Here is a 14,140-nt window from a genome sequence, read left to right as displayed (position 1 = left end):
GGCCGTGCCACTCCCGTGATCACCTCGGCTTCCCAAGGTGAGGGCGTGACGGGTGCGCGTCGAGTGGCCGCATCGGCCTTGTTTCCAAGGCGTGTTGCCTTCGGCGTGTCAGCAGCGGCCGGCTGTACGGGTGCAGTCTGTCGTCACCGTTCTGTCACAAGCAGTCGCCGCACAGAACCCTGCCGCTCACTCGCCCTATCTGCACTCACGTACCACGACCACGCGTACCGCGGGGCAACGACCGACGACCGAAACCCGCGGACGAGACGACTCAGGGGGACGACAACATGCGTCACAGCAACGGCATTCGCAGGGCGGCTCTGGCGACGACGGCGGTCGCGGCCGCCGCGGCGGCGGTGACCGGCATCCTGCCCGGCACCGCCATGGCGGCGAGCACCACAGCCTCCACCCCGCCGCCCGCCTGCTCGGCCTCCGCCCTCCAGGTCAGCGCCCGGCAGGCCGTCCACCGGCCCGTCGGGACCGGGACCGGGGCGGCGGTCGTGCAGTTCACCAACGTCTCCCGGAAGACGTGTGTCCTGAAGGGCCATCCGACGGTCGCGGGCGCCGGCAACAGCTCCCCCGCCCACAACGCCCCGCTCAAGGTCACCCCCACCGGCAGGGCGGCCACCGTGACGGTCCGGCCGCACGGCAAGGCGTGGGTGAAGCTGACCTTCGTCCAGGTCCAGGGGGAGGGCGACGGCTACTGCGTGTCGGGCAAGACCCCGGCGGTGTATCCGACGATGGTCATCGGGCTGCCGCACTCCGGGAAGCACCAGGTCGCCCTGAACGACGGGTGGTGGGCCGAGTGCGACAACAAGGTGACCGTCACCCCGGTCTCGGCGGTCAAGCCTTCCTGACCCCCGTCCCCACAGATCGAGCAGGTCAGCGGCACAATGCGCCTCGGTGCGCTGCGTCGCTGACCTGCGGTGATCAAACTCCGATGACACGAACTCGCGTCCGTCGAAGTCCGATGGCGTGAGCGCGTCGCCACTCGTAGGTGCCTGGTGATGTCTCGACCTGTGCCGGGTGGTGTAGACAGATGTCATGTCACGTACAGCACGAGGTCGGATTGGCCTCGCCATGAGTGCCTTGGTGCTTGGCCTCGCATGCGTGGCGGGTCACTGGTGGGTGGGTGAATCCTGGGCCACCGTGATCACCATGGGCTGTCTCATCGCGCTGTTCGATCTGGCCGCGGTGGGAGTTCGGCGACGGTTGCGGAAGCGATAGCGCCTGCCGAAGAAGTCCGCCTTCTCGGCGGCCTCTACGTCGGTCTTGGCGCGCGGTGCCGAGGGGCGAGCAGCAGGGCGAACGAGACGGGGTCGGCCCGCGCCTTCCACCCGTCCTGACCGGCCGGGCCGCACAGGCTTTCCGTCCTCGGTCACGCCGGCAGCCCAACTGGATTGCTCACGGCGGGCGTTGTCAGTGGTGGCAGGCAGGATGGCGGGTATGACAGACGGAACGACCTGGCTCGCTGAGCGGCAGTCCATCGCTTTCGGCGGCTATCACGTGGTCCTCGCCCGCGGGCTCTCCCCGCAGGAACTTGCCGAGCGCCTTGCCGCGGCCCTGCGGTACGACACCGAGCACGTGGTCGTGCCGGTCGGGGACCACACGGGAGCCTCGCTCCTGGAGCTCATGGAGGACGACTACGACGACATCGGGTTGCGCCTCGGCTCGGTGGGGGACTGGACGTACGCGGTCGCGTACGGCGGCTGGCAGGCCGAGTTCGGACCGTTGGCACCGGTCTCGCGCGACGGCGCGCACGTCTGCCTCCTGGAGTACGAGGAGGAGAACGGCAAGCCGGTGCCGCCCCAGTTCGCCTACTTCCAGGACGGCCGGCTGCTGGCCGCCTTCAATCTGCACCTGGACCGGTCATGGGGCTACGAGAAGGTCGACGGCGACCCCGCCACAGCCGCCCGGCTGCAGGAGCGGCTCACGGCCGCCGGCCTCCCGGATCCCGAGCGGAGGGGAAGGGAGGTTCACCGCGCCGCGCTGGGTGTCGTCGAGGAGTTCTTCGGGCTCACGCTGCCGAAGGGCCCGATCGTGAGCGGGACGCTGCCGGCCGTTCTGCTGGAACCGGCGTGACCTGACACCCGGCAGGGCTTGGGGCCAGGGGAAGTGGCTTTCGGGGCACCGCCCCCGACCTGCGTCGCGATGCGGGTCGGGGGTGTTCGCGTGGCGTGGGGCCTCTTGAGCCGGGGTGGGTCACTGCTCGGTGGCGGTCTCCAGTTCGACGGGGTCGGGGGCCAGGTCCGTCGTCTGCGGTGTGGCCAGCAGTTTGTTCAGGCCGAGGGTCAACTGCACGCAGAACGCGCTCAGCAGGAGGGCCAGGACCATGCGGAGCAGGCTGTAGCCGGCGTCGATGTTCGCCGCGGTCTCGTAGTCGTCCGGCGTCCCGTTGGATCCGGTCACCAGCGGGATGAGGAGCGCGGCGAAGACCGACAGGAACCACGCGCCGTAGGCCCAGACGACTCCGTTGCCGCCCGGCAGCGCCCTGATCCACCCCAGCCCGATGTCGGTGCGCGTCATGGCGTTCGCATGGCCGGCGCGCGCCCACCGCTGGTAGGCGAACAGAACCGCCATGACCGCCACGAAGCGCAGCACGCCCGTGGTGCTGATCGTCTGGAGCGCGCTGCTCAGCGCCTTCCGGTCGTAGCCGTCGTCGGCGGCGGCCAGGGCCCATTGGTGAGCCCGCGTCCGCTCGGCGGAGAACCGTACGGCCTCGTTGGCGATGGCTACCGCGGCCGCGCCCAACACTGTGAGCAGCGGGCCCGACAGCGGGACCCGGCCGGGACTCACCTTGGACTGGACCAGCAACGCCGCCTTGTCGTTGCGCCCGCGACGCTGAGGCGGCTTCGACAGGTCGCTCTCCTGCTGACAGACCGGACACAGGCCCTTGATCCCATCGAAAGCGACTTCGCGCTCTCGGCACTTCCGGCACGTCAGTAGCATTCCGCGCCCCCCTCTTACATGATCATGATTGGATCGAGCGCCGCATCTTATGGGCTTAGAGGGAGAGGCGTCGATGCCTTCTCGATCCGAATCGGCCGGGAGCCGAGGGCCCACTCCACGCGCAAGCCGGCACCGGCCACCGACAACGGCCCGGCCGCGGAGGGCGCGACGCGGTGTTGGGTGCCGGCTCGGGCCGGACACGGGCTCGTCGGGACGCACGGTCCGCGGGTCCCCGGGGAAAAGGGTTTGGCCGGGGGCGGGAGCGCTGCTACTTTCCTTGTGGCCGTGCGAGCGAAAGAGGAGGTGGTACCCGTGAACGCAGTATCGACGTGGGTGCTCTCCTCCGTGGTCACGGTCGGGCGATAGGTCGTCCGGGAGCGCCGTTCCAGCGCATTCCCGAAAGGCACGACCATGCATTTCACTTCCGAACGACGCCTCGACGACGACGTCCTCGAGCGCGAATTCATCCTCGGCGACATCCCCGGCATCCTGTGGACGCCCGCCTCCGCCGACCCCGACACCCCGACTCCGCTGATCCTGATCGGCCACCCCCCGCTCGGGCTGAAGAGGATCTACCCCCGGATCTCCGGACGCGCCCGGCACTACGTGGGGGAGTACGGCTTCGCCGCGGCCACCATCGAACTCCCCGGGAGCGGTGACCGGCCCCGCTGGGACGCCGTCGAGCAGGCCCGCGCCGACCTGCGCCGGGCGATGCAGGCCGGGGGACCGGTCGGCGACGAGATCGTCGACGCCCTGGTCCGCCCGCTGGTCGACAAGGCGGTCCCGGAGTGGCAGGAGGCCCTGGACGCCCTCCTGGCGCTGCCCGGGATCGGCGGCCCGGTCGGGTACGAGGGAGGGGTCATCTCCATCGGGATCCGGCTGGCGCTGGCCGAGCCGCGCGTACGGGCCGCCTGTCTCTTCGCCGGGACGCTCGTGCCCGCCGCCATGGTGGAGGAGGCCCGGCAGGTCACCGTTCCCCTTCAGGTCCTGTTGCAGTGGGACGACGAGGGCAACGACCGGCAGGCGACCCTGGACCTGTTCGACGCCTTCGGCTCCAAGGAGAAGACCCTGCACGCCAACCTCGGCGGGCACACCGGTGTCCCCCAGTTCGAGCTGGAGGCGGGGGCCCGGTTCTTCGCCCGTCATCTGAGGTGAGGCCCGACCGCCCTGTGGTCCGGGGCGAGGTCCGGCCGCGTCCTCGTCCGAGGTGAGCCGGGCCGCTCCCGCTCCCTCGGTTGCCGCTGGCACTGATCGCGCGTGGCACCGCGCCCCCTGCCCGAGGGTTCTCCACGGGCAGGGGGCGCGGGTACGACGGTAGGGGGCCTTCGCGGGCGGCCGGCCGGGCGGGCGTCCGTCAATCGGTCAGGCGCAGCGCCGTCCGTGCCGCCGGGCCGTGCCAGCCCGTCTCCGTCCGCCATACAACGTGGACGCCGAAGGACTCCCGGATCGCCTCGGGCGCCCAGTCGTCCGTGGGCGGTTCGGACAGGACCAGGTACCGGATGTCCGCGGAACGTCCTTCCACCCGGTCGAGTTCGATGAGGCGGGCCGCTCCCGCCCGCAGCTGCGGGTAGCCGGAGTGGTCGGCGCCCAGGACCTCGTAGCGGGAGAGCCCGTCGGGTCCCTCCAGGGTGGCGTCGGAGACCCGGGAGTCCGACGGCCGCAGTCCCGCTCGCAGGAGGGCGGCCTTCAACTCGTAGCGCACGGCCTCGTGCGTGTTGCAGTCCCGGTCGGTCCGCGCCTCGGCGTCGAGTCGCCGCGTGAGTGCCTCGCTCCACGCCGTCCGTGCCTCTGACGGGGCCTCTGACGGGGCCTCTGACGGGGCGGGGTCGGTCTTCAGGAGAGCGACAGTGTTCATGGGGTCGGTGTCCTTCTGTTCGGGTGTCGTGCGCGGCTCGGCCGGTGGGGCCGTGGTCGTTCCGGTGCCGGGCGGCCTCTCGGTCTCCGCCCCCGTCTCCGGTCCGGTGTCGATCCGGTGGCGGAGCTCGCCCCGGGCCCGGTCGAGGGTGTCGCTCCAGTCGCGGAACGCCGGGTCGTCCGCGAGGGCGGCCCGCAGGCCGGCGTCGCCCGCCGCGACCGCCTGGCGGGTGCGCTGGGCGAGGTCCGCCAGATCGCTCAGCCGGTCGCGGCCGGCGGAACCCAGCAGCCGCCACACGCTCAGCCAGTCGACCCGGTCGCGTCTCAGACAGCGGGCCGCCATGCCCTTGAGCTCGGAGAGGAGGGCCATGGTCTCCGGCGGGGGCGCGCCGTCGCCGTACGCGATGTCCCGCAGGACGCCGAGCGCGGCCTCGTAACGCGGGGCCATCCGGGAGGAGACGGGCCGGCGGCCGAACTCGCCCGCCGAGACCAGGCTCAACTGGCCCTCGTTACGCGTCACCCAGCCGTCCAGCCGCGAGCCCGTGGCCGGGGTGGGTTCGCCGTGCCGGGGGACGAGCAGGACGGTCCGCTCCGTGGCCGGGGAGAGGACCTTCACCTTCAGATGGGAGCCCGGGCCGGGGCCGATTACCCGTAGCTCCACGGGTGTGCCGACCGGCAGGTCCTCGGCGGCGGAGCCCTCGCCGGGCGCACCGCCGTCCGCGCGGGTACCGGCTCCCGCTCCCGTCGCCGACGGTCCCGGCGCGGGCGTCAAGTAGGCGTAGACGGAGGCGACTTCACCGTCCCCGCCGTCGGCCGCCGGGCCGAGTTCGGCCGGCAGCGGTGTCGTGTGCAGGACCGTCAGCGTCTGGGTGGCGCGGGACAGGGCGACGTACAGCCGGCGCAGCCCCGCGGGGCTCCGGTCGGCGACGGCCGAAGGCTCCAGGACCAGAACGTGGTCGAACTCCATGCCCTTGGCCTGCGCGGCGGGCAGCACGGACACGGTCCGCAGGATCTCCTCGGTCATCCCGTCCATCAGGCCGACGCGCCGGCGGACCTCCTCCAGCCAGTCGGAGTCGTCGGGGACGATGACCGCGATCGACCGCGGGGACCGGCCGTCGTCGGTGCCCGCGAGCAGGACCGTACGGGTCGCCGCGTCGTCCAGCAGCTCCCAGGGGGTCGTGGGGACGAGCCGTACGGCCTCGTCGCCGGCCCGGCGCACGGCGGCCGGGTAGGGCAGGGAGGGCGCGACGGCCCGGGCCAGCGGCGCCACGAACTCCATGATCTCCGCGGGGACGCGGTAGCTGGTGTTCAGCTCGGCCACGCGCCAGTCGCCCCCGCCGGACAGGATGCCGCCCAGCTGCTTCCAACTGGTGTAGGAATGCGGCCCGGTGGCCTGGGCCAGATCGCCGAGCACGGTCATCGAGCCGGTCGGACAGCGCCGGCGCAGGGATCTCGCCTGCATCGGGGTGAGGTCCTGGGCCTCGTCGACCACGATGTGCCGGTACCGGTGCGGACTCTCGCCCGCGATGAGGAAACGCAGCTCCTCCAGACACACCAAGTCGTCCGCCGTCCAGGGTTCTTCGGCGGCGCTCTCGGCCTTCTCCCGCTGCAACGCGGCCTGTTCGTTCTCGTCCAGGATCCCGTCGGCGCATTCACGCAGTCTGGTGGGCGAGTTGAGCAGGCCGCGCAGCGCCTCCTCGGGGCTCAGCGCGGGCCAGATCCGGTCCACGAGGGTGGTGACCTGCCGGTTGCGCTCCAGGTCGCGGCGTACGTTCGCGTCCCTGCCGCGGCTCGGTGCGACCAGGACGAGTTCGGCCAGCAGCCGGTCCACCAGCAGGGTGCGGAACCGGTCCCTGCGCGTCCGGTACGGCTCGGGCCCCTCGCGGGTGCCGTCGAGGAGGCCGAGCACCTCGGAGCGCGGCAGACGCAGGGACGTACCGCCCACGACCACGACGAACGCCGGTTCGTCCTGGGCGTGCGAGGGGGCGGAGACGACGGTGTCGAGGGCCTCGGGCCGGCACTCGCGCTCCACCCGGCCGCGCAGCACGGCGGCCATCCGTTCGCCGGACTTCACCAGCCGCGCGGCGAGGGAGTCCGTGCCGCGGACGTCCCCTTCCCAGAGGCGGGACAGCTGTACGGCGGTGACGTTCCGGGTGCCGAGGGTCGGCAGGACGCGGCCCACGTACTCCAGGAAGTTCTGGTGCGGTCCGACGACCAGGACGTCCTGCGCGCGGAAGTGGTCGTTGCCGACGAGCCAGGTGACCCGGTGCAGGCCGACCGCGGACTTTCCGGTGCCGGGGCCGCCCTGGACGACGAGGACGTCCGCGGGCGAACGGGTGACCAGGGCCATCTGGTCGCGTCTGATCGTCTCGACGATGTCGCGCATGCGGCCGTTGCGGGACCGGCGCAGCTCCCTCAGGAGGAACTCGTCCACCGGCTGGGGCTTCTGGCGCCGGCGGCCGGCCGGGTGCCGCTGTGACGGGATGACCGCACGGGGCCGGGCGTGGCGGCCTCCGACGGGAGGGGCGGCGGCGTCTTCCGGCTTCTCCGCGGGGTCCTCGCCCGCCGCGGTTGTCCCGGGCACGTCCGGATCGAGTTCCGCCGAACCTGCGTACGGCTCCGGCGAACCTGGGTGCGGCTCCGTTGAACCGGCATACGACTCCGGTGAACCGGGGTACGGCTCCGTAGAACCCGGGTGCGGCTGCGCCTCCGGGGATATCTCGTCCAGGAAGTCCTCGACCTGGCGTCCGGCGCACCGTAACCGTCGCCGCAGGAGCACTTCGCCCGGTGTCTCCGGCAGGGCGTTCTGCCAGCTCACGGCCAGCGGGTTCGTCCAGGAGACCACCACCTGATCGCGGGTCTCGGTGTCGAAGACGTGGCGTCGTCCGACGTAGAACGTCTCCGGCTCGGCCTCGCCCTCTTCCTGGACGTCGACGCGGCTGATGACCAGGGCCTCGCCCCCGAGACCCCCGTACTCGTCCGCCGCGCTCCGCGCCTTCTCGCGGACCGCGATGCCGTCCTTGCCGCTCGCGGAAGCCGCGGCCGCCGACGGAGACGTCATCTCCGCGAGCCGGGCCTCGTAGCAGTCGTAGGCGCGGTCCACGGCCTTCTGTTCGATGGCGATGACCGCGTCCCGTGGTGTCGTGCTCACGTGTGTCCCCTCCTGGCGGCGCCCCTCGCGCCGCCGCGGGCCGGGCCCGCCTCCCCTGTCCCAGAGGTAGCAGAGTTCGCCGGTCGGACCACGGTCAATCGGACAACAGCACCACAATCGCGCAGATTTCGGTCAGGCCCGGGCGCATACGGTCCTCGCGTGTACGTCTTCGCCCGCGCGGCCGTCCCGATGGATCGCGCCGGGCGGGACGGGCGGGGGAGGAAGGGCGAAGGGCCCCGTCGTGGCGACGGGGCCCTTCTGTATCCATGTCTCTGTACGGGGTCAGCCGCACTGGCAGGGATTGCCCGACTGGCATCCGCAGCCGCAGCCTGAGCCGCAGCCGCAGGCGCCGAACAAAGGGAGACTTTTGATCTCGGCGGGCTGTTGGGTGTCGCGGTCCTGGGTCGGATCGGGCGTGCTGGGGGATTCGGCCATGGGTCCCTCCTTCAGGCAAGGAGGCGTCGGCACACACCGCGCCGCACGGCTCCTGTCGCTCATCTCATGCCCAGCCCGGCGGGCGCATCAACGGCGCACTGAGGCGTCCCATGCGCCCGGAGCGCGATACGCGGGCCGGGGCGCCCACCACCAGAACCACGCCGCCCACCCACCGGGGCCATCACCGGCCCCAGGAACCGGCCCCCCGACACGCCCCCGAAAACAGCCGGGCCCAGCCGCCCCCCGGTGGAACCGGTGGGGGAACGGCTGGGCCTGATGAGCCTGAGCGCCCTCGCGGCCAGGGCGACGAAGGCCGAGGTCCGACGCCCGCCCGGCAGGGCCGAAGGCCCTCGCGACCTGCGCCGGGGAACGCCGGTCGGCCTCCCCGGCTCGGGTGCGGGCGGGCGGGTGGGCCTGCCGTGTGGGCCGGGGGAGGTCGAGGGGCTGGTGGCCGCCCCGGAGGGTTATGCGGTCTCGGCCCCCGTGACCGGCTGGATGTCCGACTGGAGCTCGTCGGCGTGCTCGCCGGTGACCAGGTAGACGACCCGCTTGGCGACCGAGACGGCGTGGTCGGCGAAGCGCTCGTAGTAGCGGCCGAGGAGGGTCACGTCGACGGCGGTCTCGATGCCGTGCTTCCACTTGTCGTCCAGCAGGTGCTGGAACAGCGTGCGGTGCAGCAGGTCCATGTCGTCGTCGTCCTGCTCCAGCTGCATCGCCAGGTCGACGTCCTTGGTGATGATCACCTCGGCGGCCTTGGCCATCAGACGCTGGGCGAGCTGGCCCATCTCCAGGATCGTGGCGTGCAGGTCGTGCGGGATCGCGCGCTCGGGGAAGCGGAGCCGGGCCAGCTTGGCCACGTGCTGCGCCAGGTCGCCCGAACGCTCCAGGTCGGCCGACATCCGCAGCGAGGTCACGACGATCCGCAGATCCGTCGCCACCGGCTGCTGCCGGGCCAGCAGGGCTATCGCGCGGGCCTCCAGCTCGTGCTGGAGATCGTCGACCCGCTGGTCGGCGGCGATCACGCTCTCGGCCAGCTTCAGGTCGGAATCGAGGATGGCCGTCGTGGCGCGCCCGATCGCCGACCCGACGAGCCGGGCCATCTCGACCAGGCCGTCGCCGATCGAGTCAAGTTCCTCGTGATACGCGTCACGCATGTGGTCGTCCCTCTCGTACGTCAGCTTCGGGGTCCGGGGTCCGGGACCGGGCGGCGTCGACCGCCGGAGGGGCCCTGGAACCCCACGCTCCCACGTTCGGCCCCGTACGCGTCCGTTTCCGACACCTCAAGTGAATCAGTACTGGCTCCTGGGTGAACTCTGGGCGACGAGTGTTCGAGCTCGCACGCTGATGGCTGTGGCCAGGAGCTACGCCATGCCTAACCTGGGTGCATGGACGTGAACGCGGCGGTCGCCGCAGCGGCAGCGATCGCCGGAGTGCTCACCGGTGTCATCGCCATGCTGGCGTTCCGCTGGAGCGAGCGCGACCAGAAACGCCCCACCCGCACCTCCCTGCACACGGACGCGGTCCTTCCGCCCGGCGTCGACACCGTGCTGTCCGTGCTGAGGTCCTCGGCGGTCGTGCTCGACGAAGCGGACGCCGTGGTCAAGGCCAGCTCGGCGGCGTACGCCCTCGGACTGGTGCGCGGCGGCAAACTGGCCGTCGAACCGATGCTCCACATGGCGCGTGACACCCGCCGTGACGGGGAGATACGCCAGGTGGAACTGGATCTGCCGAGAAGGGGCACCGGCCGGGGAGAGGCACTCGCCGTCTCGGCGAGAGTGGCCCCCCTCGGATCGCGGCTGGTCCTGCTGCTCGTGGAGGACCTGACCGAGGCGCGCCGCATCGAGGCGGTACGGCGGGACTTCGTCGCGAACGTCAGCCACGAGCTCAAGACTCCCGTAGGAGCGCTCTCCCTGCTCTCCGAGGCCGTCATGGACGCCTCGGACGACCCGGAGGCGGTCGAGCGCTTCGCCGGCCGCATGCAGATAGAGGCCACCCGGCTCACCAACCTCGTACAGGAGCTCATCGACCTGTCGAGGGTGCAGAACGACGACCCCCTGGAAGACGCCGAGCCCGTACGGGTCGACGAACTCGTCGCCGAGGCGATCGACCGCTGCCGCCACCAGGCCGGCGCGAAGCAGATCACCATGGCGGCCGGCGGAACGGCCGACCTGAGCCTGTGGGGGAACCGGGGCCAGCTCGCGGCGGCCCTCGGCAACCTCGTCGAGAACGCCGTGAACTACTCGCCCGCCCGCACCCGCGTCGGCATAGCCGCCCGCCGGGTGACCGCGCCCGGCGGGGAGCACATCGAGATCGCCGTGACCGACCAGGGCATCGGCATCTCGGACAAGGACAAGGAGCGCATCTTCGAGCGCTTCTACCGAGTCGATCCCGCCCGCTCCCGTGCCACCGGCGGTACGGGCCTCGGGCTGGCGATCGTCAAGCACGTGGCCGCCTCGCACGGCGGGGAGGTCACGGTGTGGAGCTCCGAGGGTCAGGGCTCCACGTTCACCCTGCGGCTGCCGGAGGCGAGTGCGGCCCGCGAGCGCGTCACCGATCACCACATGCCCGGACTCGACGAAGAGAACGAGACCGGGCAGCCCGACGGGACGACCACCGTCACATCCCCGTACGAACCGCTTCCTGCCCCGGAGGTCCTTCCGTGACCCGTGTGCTCGTCGTCGAGGACGAGGAGTCCTTCTCGGACGCCCTGTCGTACATGCTCCGCAAGGAGGGCTTCGAGGTCGCCATCGCGACCACGGGGCCCGACGGACTGGACGAGTTCGAGCGCAACGGCGCCGACCTCGTCCTCCTCGACCTGATGCTGCCGGGCCTGCCCGGCACCGAGGTCTGCCGCCAGCTGCGCGGCCGCTCCAACGTCCCGGTGATCATGGTCACCGCCAAGGACAGCGAGATCGACAAGGTCGTCGGCCTCGAAATAGGAGCCGACGACTACGTCACCAAGCCCTTCTCCTCCCGTGAGCTGGTCGCCCGCATCCGGGCCGTCCTGCGCCGTCGCGGGGAGCCGGAGGAGGTCGCCCCGGCCGCTCTGGAGGCCGGTCCCGTCCGGATGGACGTCGACCGTCACGTCGTCACCGTCTCCGGCGGCAAGGTCGACCTTCCGCTGAAGGAGTTCGACCTCCTGGAGATGCTGCTGCGCAACGCGGGCCGCGTGCTGACCCGTATGCAGCTCATCGACCGGGTGTGGGGCGCCGACTACGTCGGTGACACCAAGACCCTCGACGTCCACGTCAAGCGTCTGCGCGCCAAGATCGAGCCGGACCCGGGCGCGCCCCGCTACCTGGTGACGGTCCGCGGTCTCGGCTACAAGTTCGAGCCGTAGACCGGCCCGGTCACCGCGCACGACACGCCCGTACGACACGCCCGTACGGCGCACCGGTACGGCGCACACGCCGAAGGGCGGGATCCCCGGAGAGGGGGTCCCGCCCTTCGGCGTAGATGTACGGACCGCTGTGCGCGGCTGTCCCAGCCCGCGTCCGGCGTCACTGGCCGGCGGACGCCGACGCGGAGGTGGAGGCGGTGGCCTTCGCCGAGGCGGACGTGCCGGGCTTGCCCGACGCGGAGCCCGACGGCGAGGGGGAGCCCGTGACCGACGCGGACGGCGAACCGGCCGGGGCGGAGGGCGAGGCGGGCGCCGACGGGATGTCGCTCGGGCCCCACTTCGAGAAGTAGCTCTCGGCCGGGACGATGTAGGCGCCCAGGCTCACGTCACCGGTCTGGCTGAAGGTGAAGGTGACCTTCTGGACACTGCCGTTCAGGACGGTCTGCGAGGGGCTGGACAGGGCCGCGGAGGCGTTGCCCTTGCCGCCGAGGACGACCGAGCCGCCGGGCGGGACGGTCAGCTTGCCCTTGCCGCTCGCGGGCGTGATCTGGGCGGTGCCCTCGCCCTCGACGCTGACCGAGTCCAGGGTCTGCGGGGTGGTCCCGTTGTTGAACAGCGTCGCGGAGACCACGGCCGGACCGGTGGCCTTCACGTCGGGCTGGGTGATGACGAGCGCGTTCTGGACCTTGATGACGCCCACGGAGGTGGCCGCGTTGTCCGGCTTGACCTCCAGCGTCTGGGCGTCGCTGCCTGCGCCACACGCGGCGAGCGAGGCGATCGAGAACGCGATGACGGCGGCGGCGAGAGTGCCGCGTCGAAGGCTGCTGCTCACGGCGGCGGCAACTCCTTGAACGTGGGCGAAGCAGGGCGACCTCTGTGTAAAGCCGCCCTAAGGGTCTGTCAGCGGCCTTAGGTTACCGATCCGTTCCCGCGGGACCGCACCCGACCCTCCCCAAGGCGCCGACTTTGCCCGTCCGGGGGGAACCGGGGGTCCGCCCGGCCCCCCGGAGAGGACGGGGGAGAGGACGGGGGAGAGGGCGGGGGGAGGCGCGTCCGCGGGCTCCGTCGCGCCGGGCGTGCGCCCCGCCGGTCACGGTCCGCTCCGGCGGCTCCCGCCGCCGCTTCGGCCGCGGGCCCCGCCATTCACATAAGTTCCGCACAGTGTTCCGCGGACTTCGGCTTGCGCATTTCATGGAATGAATGTCCGGCTCTCCGGGAAAAGGATCACGGAGGTGTCCAGGGCCGATGAGCGGGTGATCACGGAACTTCTTGATCAATTCCGGATTCGTCTCGTACTCGGCTCCGTCCATCGAACGGAGTAGCGGAAGTCGCGCTCTTGGAGCAGGACAAAACGGGATGTTCGGACCCTGGCGGCGGGCCCCGGGTGTGTGTAACGTACGCGTTTCACTCCGCATGGACAGCGGCTCCGACCTGCGAATACCCTCTTCCGCTCGCCCCTCGCAGCACGTTCCGGTTGCGGTTGTCAAGCCCCGAGATATGCCCTGACCTGCGAAAACGCCATTCAGAAGACGCCGTTTCCGTGTTACTCTGGATAGCCACGGAAGGGGTACCTGTCACATGACGTTCAAGGTTGGCGACACCGTGGTCTATCCCCATCACGGGGCCGCGCTGATCGAGGCCATCGAAACTCGCCAGATCAAAGGCGTGGACAAGACCTACTTGGTGCTGAAGGTCGCCCAGGGTGACCTGACGGTACGTGTGCCAGCGGACAATGCGGAGTTCGTCGGCGTGCGTGATGTGGTCGGTCAGGACGGGCTGGACCGGGTCTTCGAGGTGCTGCGCGCGCCGTACGCCGAGGAGCCCACGAACTGGTCGCGTCGCTACAAGGCAAATCTGGAGAAGCTCGCCTCCGGCGATGTCATCAAGGTCGCGGAAGTCGTGCGTGACCTGTGGCGTCGTGAGCGCGAGCGCGGACTCTCCGCAGGTGAGAAGCGCATGCTCGCCAAGGCGCGCCAGATCCTGGTGAGCGAGCTCGCCCTCGCGGAGAACACCAACGAGGACAAGGCCGAGGCCCTGCTCGACGAGGTCCTCGCGTCCTGACGCCGGCTCAGTCGCCGAGACGCCCGTCGTCTTGACGTACGCCCAAGCCCGCGCAGCAGCGCAATGAAAATGCCGCGGTGCCCGATGACGCAATTACTCTATTGCTGTCGCCGGGCGCTGCGGCATGTTCGTACCCGCACCCATTCGGTAAACCGGGTGTTCACCCGGCATCGGCTTTCCCGAGGTATACCGGCGTATCCGATCCGTATCCGATACTGGGACACCGACCCGGGTGGTCGACTTGACCGGATGTCACGGAAGGGTCCGGTCAAGGCGTCGCGCCCGGCGTTCCCCCAGCTCCCCGAGCGGGGGGTACCCCCAGGCCATACCCATCCCGGTCGAGCACACAA

At 71.1% G+C, this 14,140-nt stretch carries 10 protein-coding genes; 6 read left to right on the top strand and 4 right to left on the bottom strand.

What is annotated here, in order from left to right; genetic code table 11:
• The first annotated feature begins 287 nt into the window (after nt 1–287).
• Together ACFWI4_RS12825 and ACFWI4_RS12820 are read left to right on the top strand one after the other, a co-directional pair.
• Nucleotides 288–857, top strand: coding sequence for a DUF4232 domain-containing protein (locus tag ACFWI4_RS12825; RefSeq protein ID WP_387194462.1), 570 nt, complete (start codon nt 288–290; stop codon nt 855–857).
• Nucleotides 858–1,446: 589 nt separating this feature from the next.
• Nucleotides 1,447–2,082 (top strand): DUF6461 domain-containing protein, encoded by a 636-nt coding sequence (locus ACFWI4_RS12820; RefSeq protein WP_387194460.1) that lies wholly within the window; start codon nt 1,447–1,449, stop codon nt 2,080–2,082.
• Between the two features lie 120 nt (nt 2,083–2,202).
• Here the strand turns inward: ACFWI4_RS12820 and ACFWI4_RS12815 are convergent, their stop codons facing one another.
• Nucleotides 2,203–2,814, bottom strand: coding sequence for a hypothetical protein (locus ACFWI4_RS12815; protein ID WP_387194458.1), 612 nt, complete (start codon nt 2,812–2,814; stop codon nt 2,203–2,205).
• A 546-nt stretch (nt 2,815–3,360) separates the two neighbouring features.
• Between ACFWI4_RS12815 and ACFWI4_RS12810 the strand changes: the two genes are divergently transcribed.
• Nucleotides 3,361–4,104 carry an alpha/beta hydrolase gene (locus ACFWI4_RS12810; RefSeq protein WP_387194455.1) on the top strand — a complete coding sequence of 248 codons (744 nt, stop codon included), beginning with the start codon at nt 3,361–3,363 and terminating at the stop codon, nt 4,102–4,104.
• Between the two features lie 199 nt (nt 4,105–4,303).
• Here the strand turns inward: ACFWI4_RS12810 and ACFWI4_RS12805 are convergent, their stop codons facing one another.
• Both ACFWI4_RS12805 and phoU read right to left on the bottom strand, forming a co-directional pair.
• Nucleotides 4,304–7,954, bottom strand: coding sequence for an ATP-binding domain-containing protein (locus tag ACFWI4_RS12805; protein WP_387194452.1), 3,651 nt, complete (start codon nt 7,952–7,954; stop codon nt 4,304–4,306).
• Nucleotides 7,955–8,853: 899 nt separating this feature from the next.
• Complete coding sequence (phoU, locus tag ACFWI4_RS12800; protein ID WP_387194449.1) at nt 8,854–9,543, bottom strand: phosphate signaling complex protein PhoU; 690 nt, start codon at nt 9,541–9,543, stop codon at nt 8,854–8,856.
• 231 nt (nt 9,544–9,774) lie between these two features.
• Between phoU and ACFWI4_RS12795 the strand changes: the two genes are divergently transcribed.
• Nucleotides 9,775–11,052, top strand: coding sequence for a sensor histidine kinase (locus ACFWI4_RS12795; RefSeq protein ID WP_385399493.1), 1,278 nt, complete (start codon nt 9,775–9,777; stop codon nt 11,050–11,052).
• Complete coding sequence (locus ACFWI4_RS12790; protein WP_037622332.1) at nt 11,049–11,729, top strand: response regulator transcription factor; 681 nt, start codon at nt 11,049–11,051, stop codon at nt 11,727–11,729. Before ACFWI4_RS12795 ends, ACFWI4_RS12790 begins: the two co-directional genes overlap by 4 nt.
• A 160-nt stretch (nt 11,730–11,889) precedes the next feature.
• Here the strand turns inward: ACFWI4_RS12790 and ACFWI4_RS12785 are convergent, their stop codons facing one another.
• Complete coding sequence (locus ACFWI4_RS12785) at nt 11,890–12,561, bottom strand: DUF461 domain-containing protein (RefSeq protein WP_385399489.1); 672 nt, start codon at nt 12,559–12,561, stop codon at nt 11,890–11,892.
• 746 nt (nt 12,562–13,307) lie between these two features.
• Here ACFWI4_RS12785 and ACFWI4_RS12780 point away from each other — a divergent pair.
• Nucleotides 13,308–13,790, top strand: coding sequence for a CarD family transcriptional regulator (locus ACFWI4_RS12780; RefSeq protein ID WP_003953493.1), 483 nt, complete (start codon nt 13,308–13,310; stop codon nt 13,788–13,790).
• Nucleotides 13,791–14,140: the final 350 nt, after the last annotated feature.

Origin of the sequence: Streptomyces sp. NPDC127038 (assembly GCF_042725875.1) — a bacterium.
Taxonomy (GTDB): Bacteria; Actinomycetota; Actinomycetes; order Streptomycetales; family Streptomycetaceae; genus Streptomyces.
The sequence above is the reverse complement of the archived record's forward strand: the minus strand, read 5'-3'. Positions and strand labels throughout refer to the sequence as shown.

What these genes read in the sequence shown, in the direction of transcription:
- ACFWI4_RS12780 (WP_003953493.1), top strand. Translation starts at nt 13,308, where the DNA reads ATGACGTTCAAGGTTGGCGACACCGTGGTCTATCCCCATCACGGGGCC.
- ACFWI4_RS12820 (WP_387194460.1), top strand. Translation starts at nt 1,447, where the DNA reads ATGACAGACGGAACGACCTGGCTCGCTGAGCGGCAGTCCATCGCTTTC.
- ACFWI4_RS12825 (WP_387194462.1), top strand. Translation starts at nt 288, where the DNA reads ATGCGTCACAGCAACGGCATTCGCAGGGCGGCTCTGGCGACGACGGCG.
- phoU (WP_387194449.1), bottom strand. Translation starts at nt 9,543, where the DNA reads ATGCGTGACGCGTATCACGAGGAACTTGACTCGATCGGCGACGGCCTG.
- ACFWI4_RS12810 (WP_387194455.1), top strand. Translation starts at nt 3,361, where the DNA reads ATGCATTTCACTTCCGAACGACGCCTCGACGACGACGTCCTCGAGCGC.
- ACFWI4_RS12795 (WP_385399493.1), top strand. Translation starts at nt 9,775, where the DNA reads ATGGACGTGAACGCGGCGGTCGCCGCAGCGGCAGCGATCGCCGGAGTG.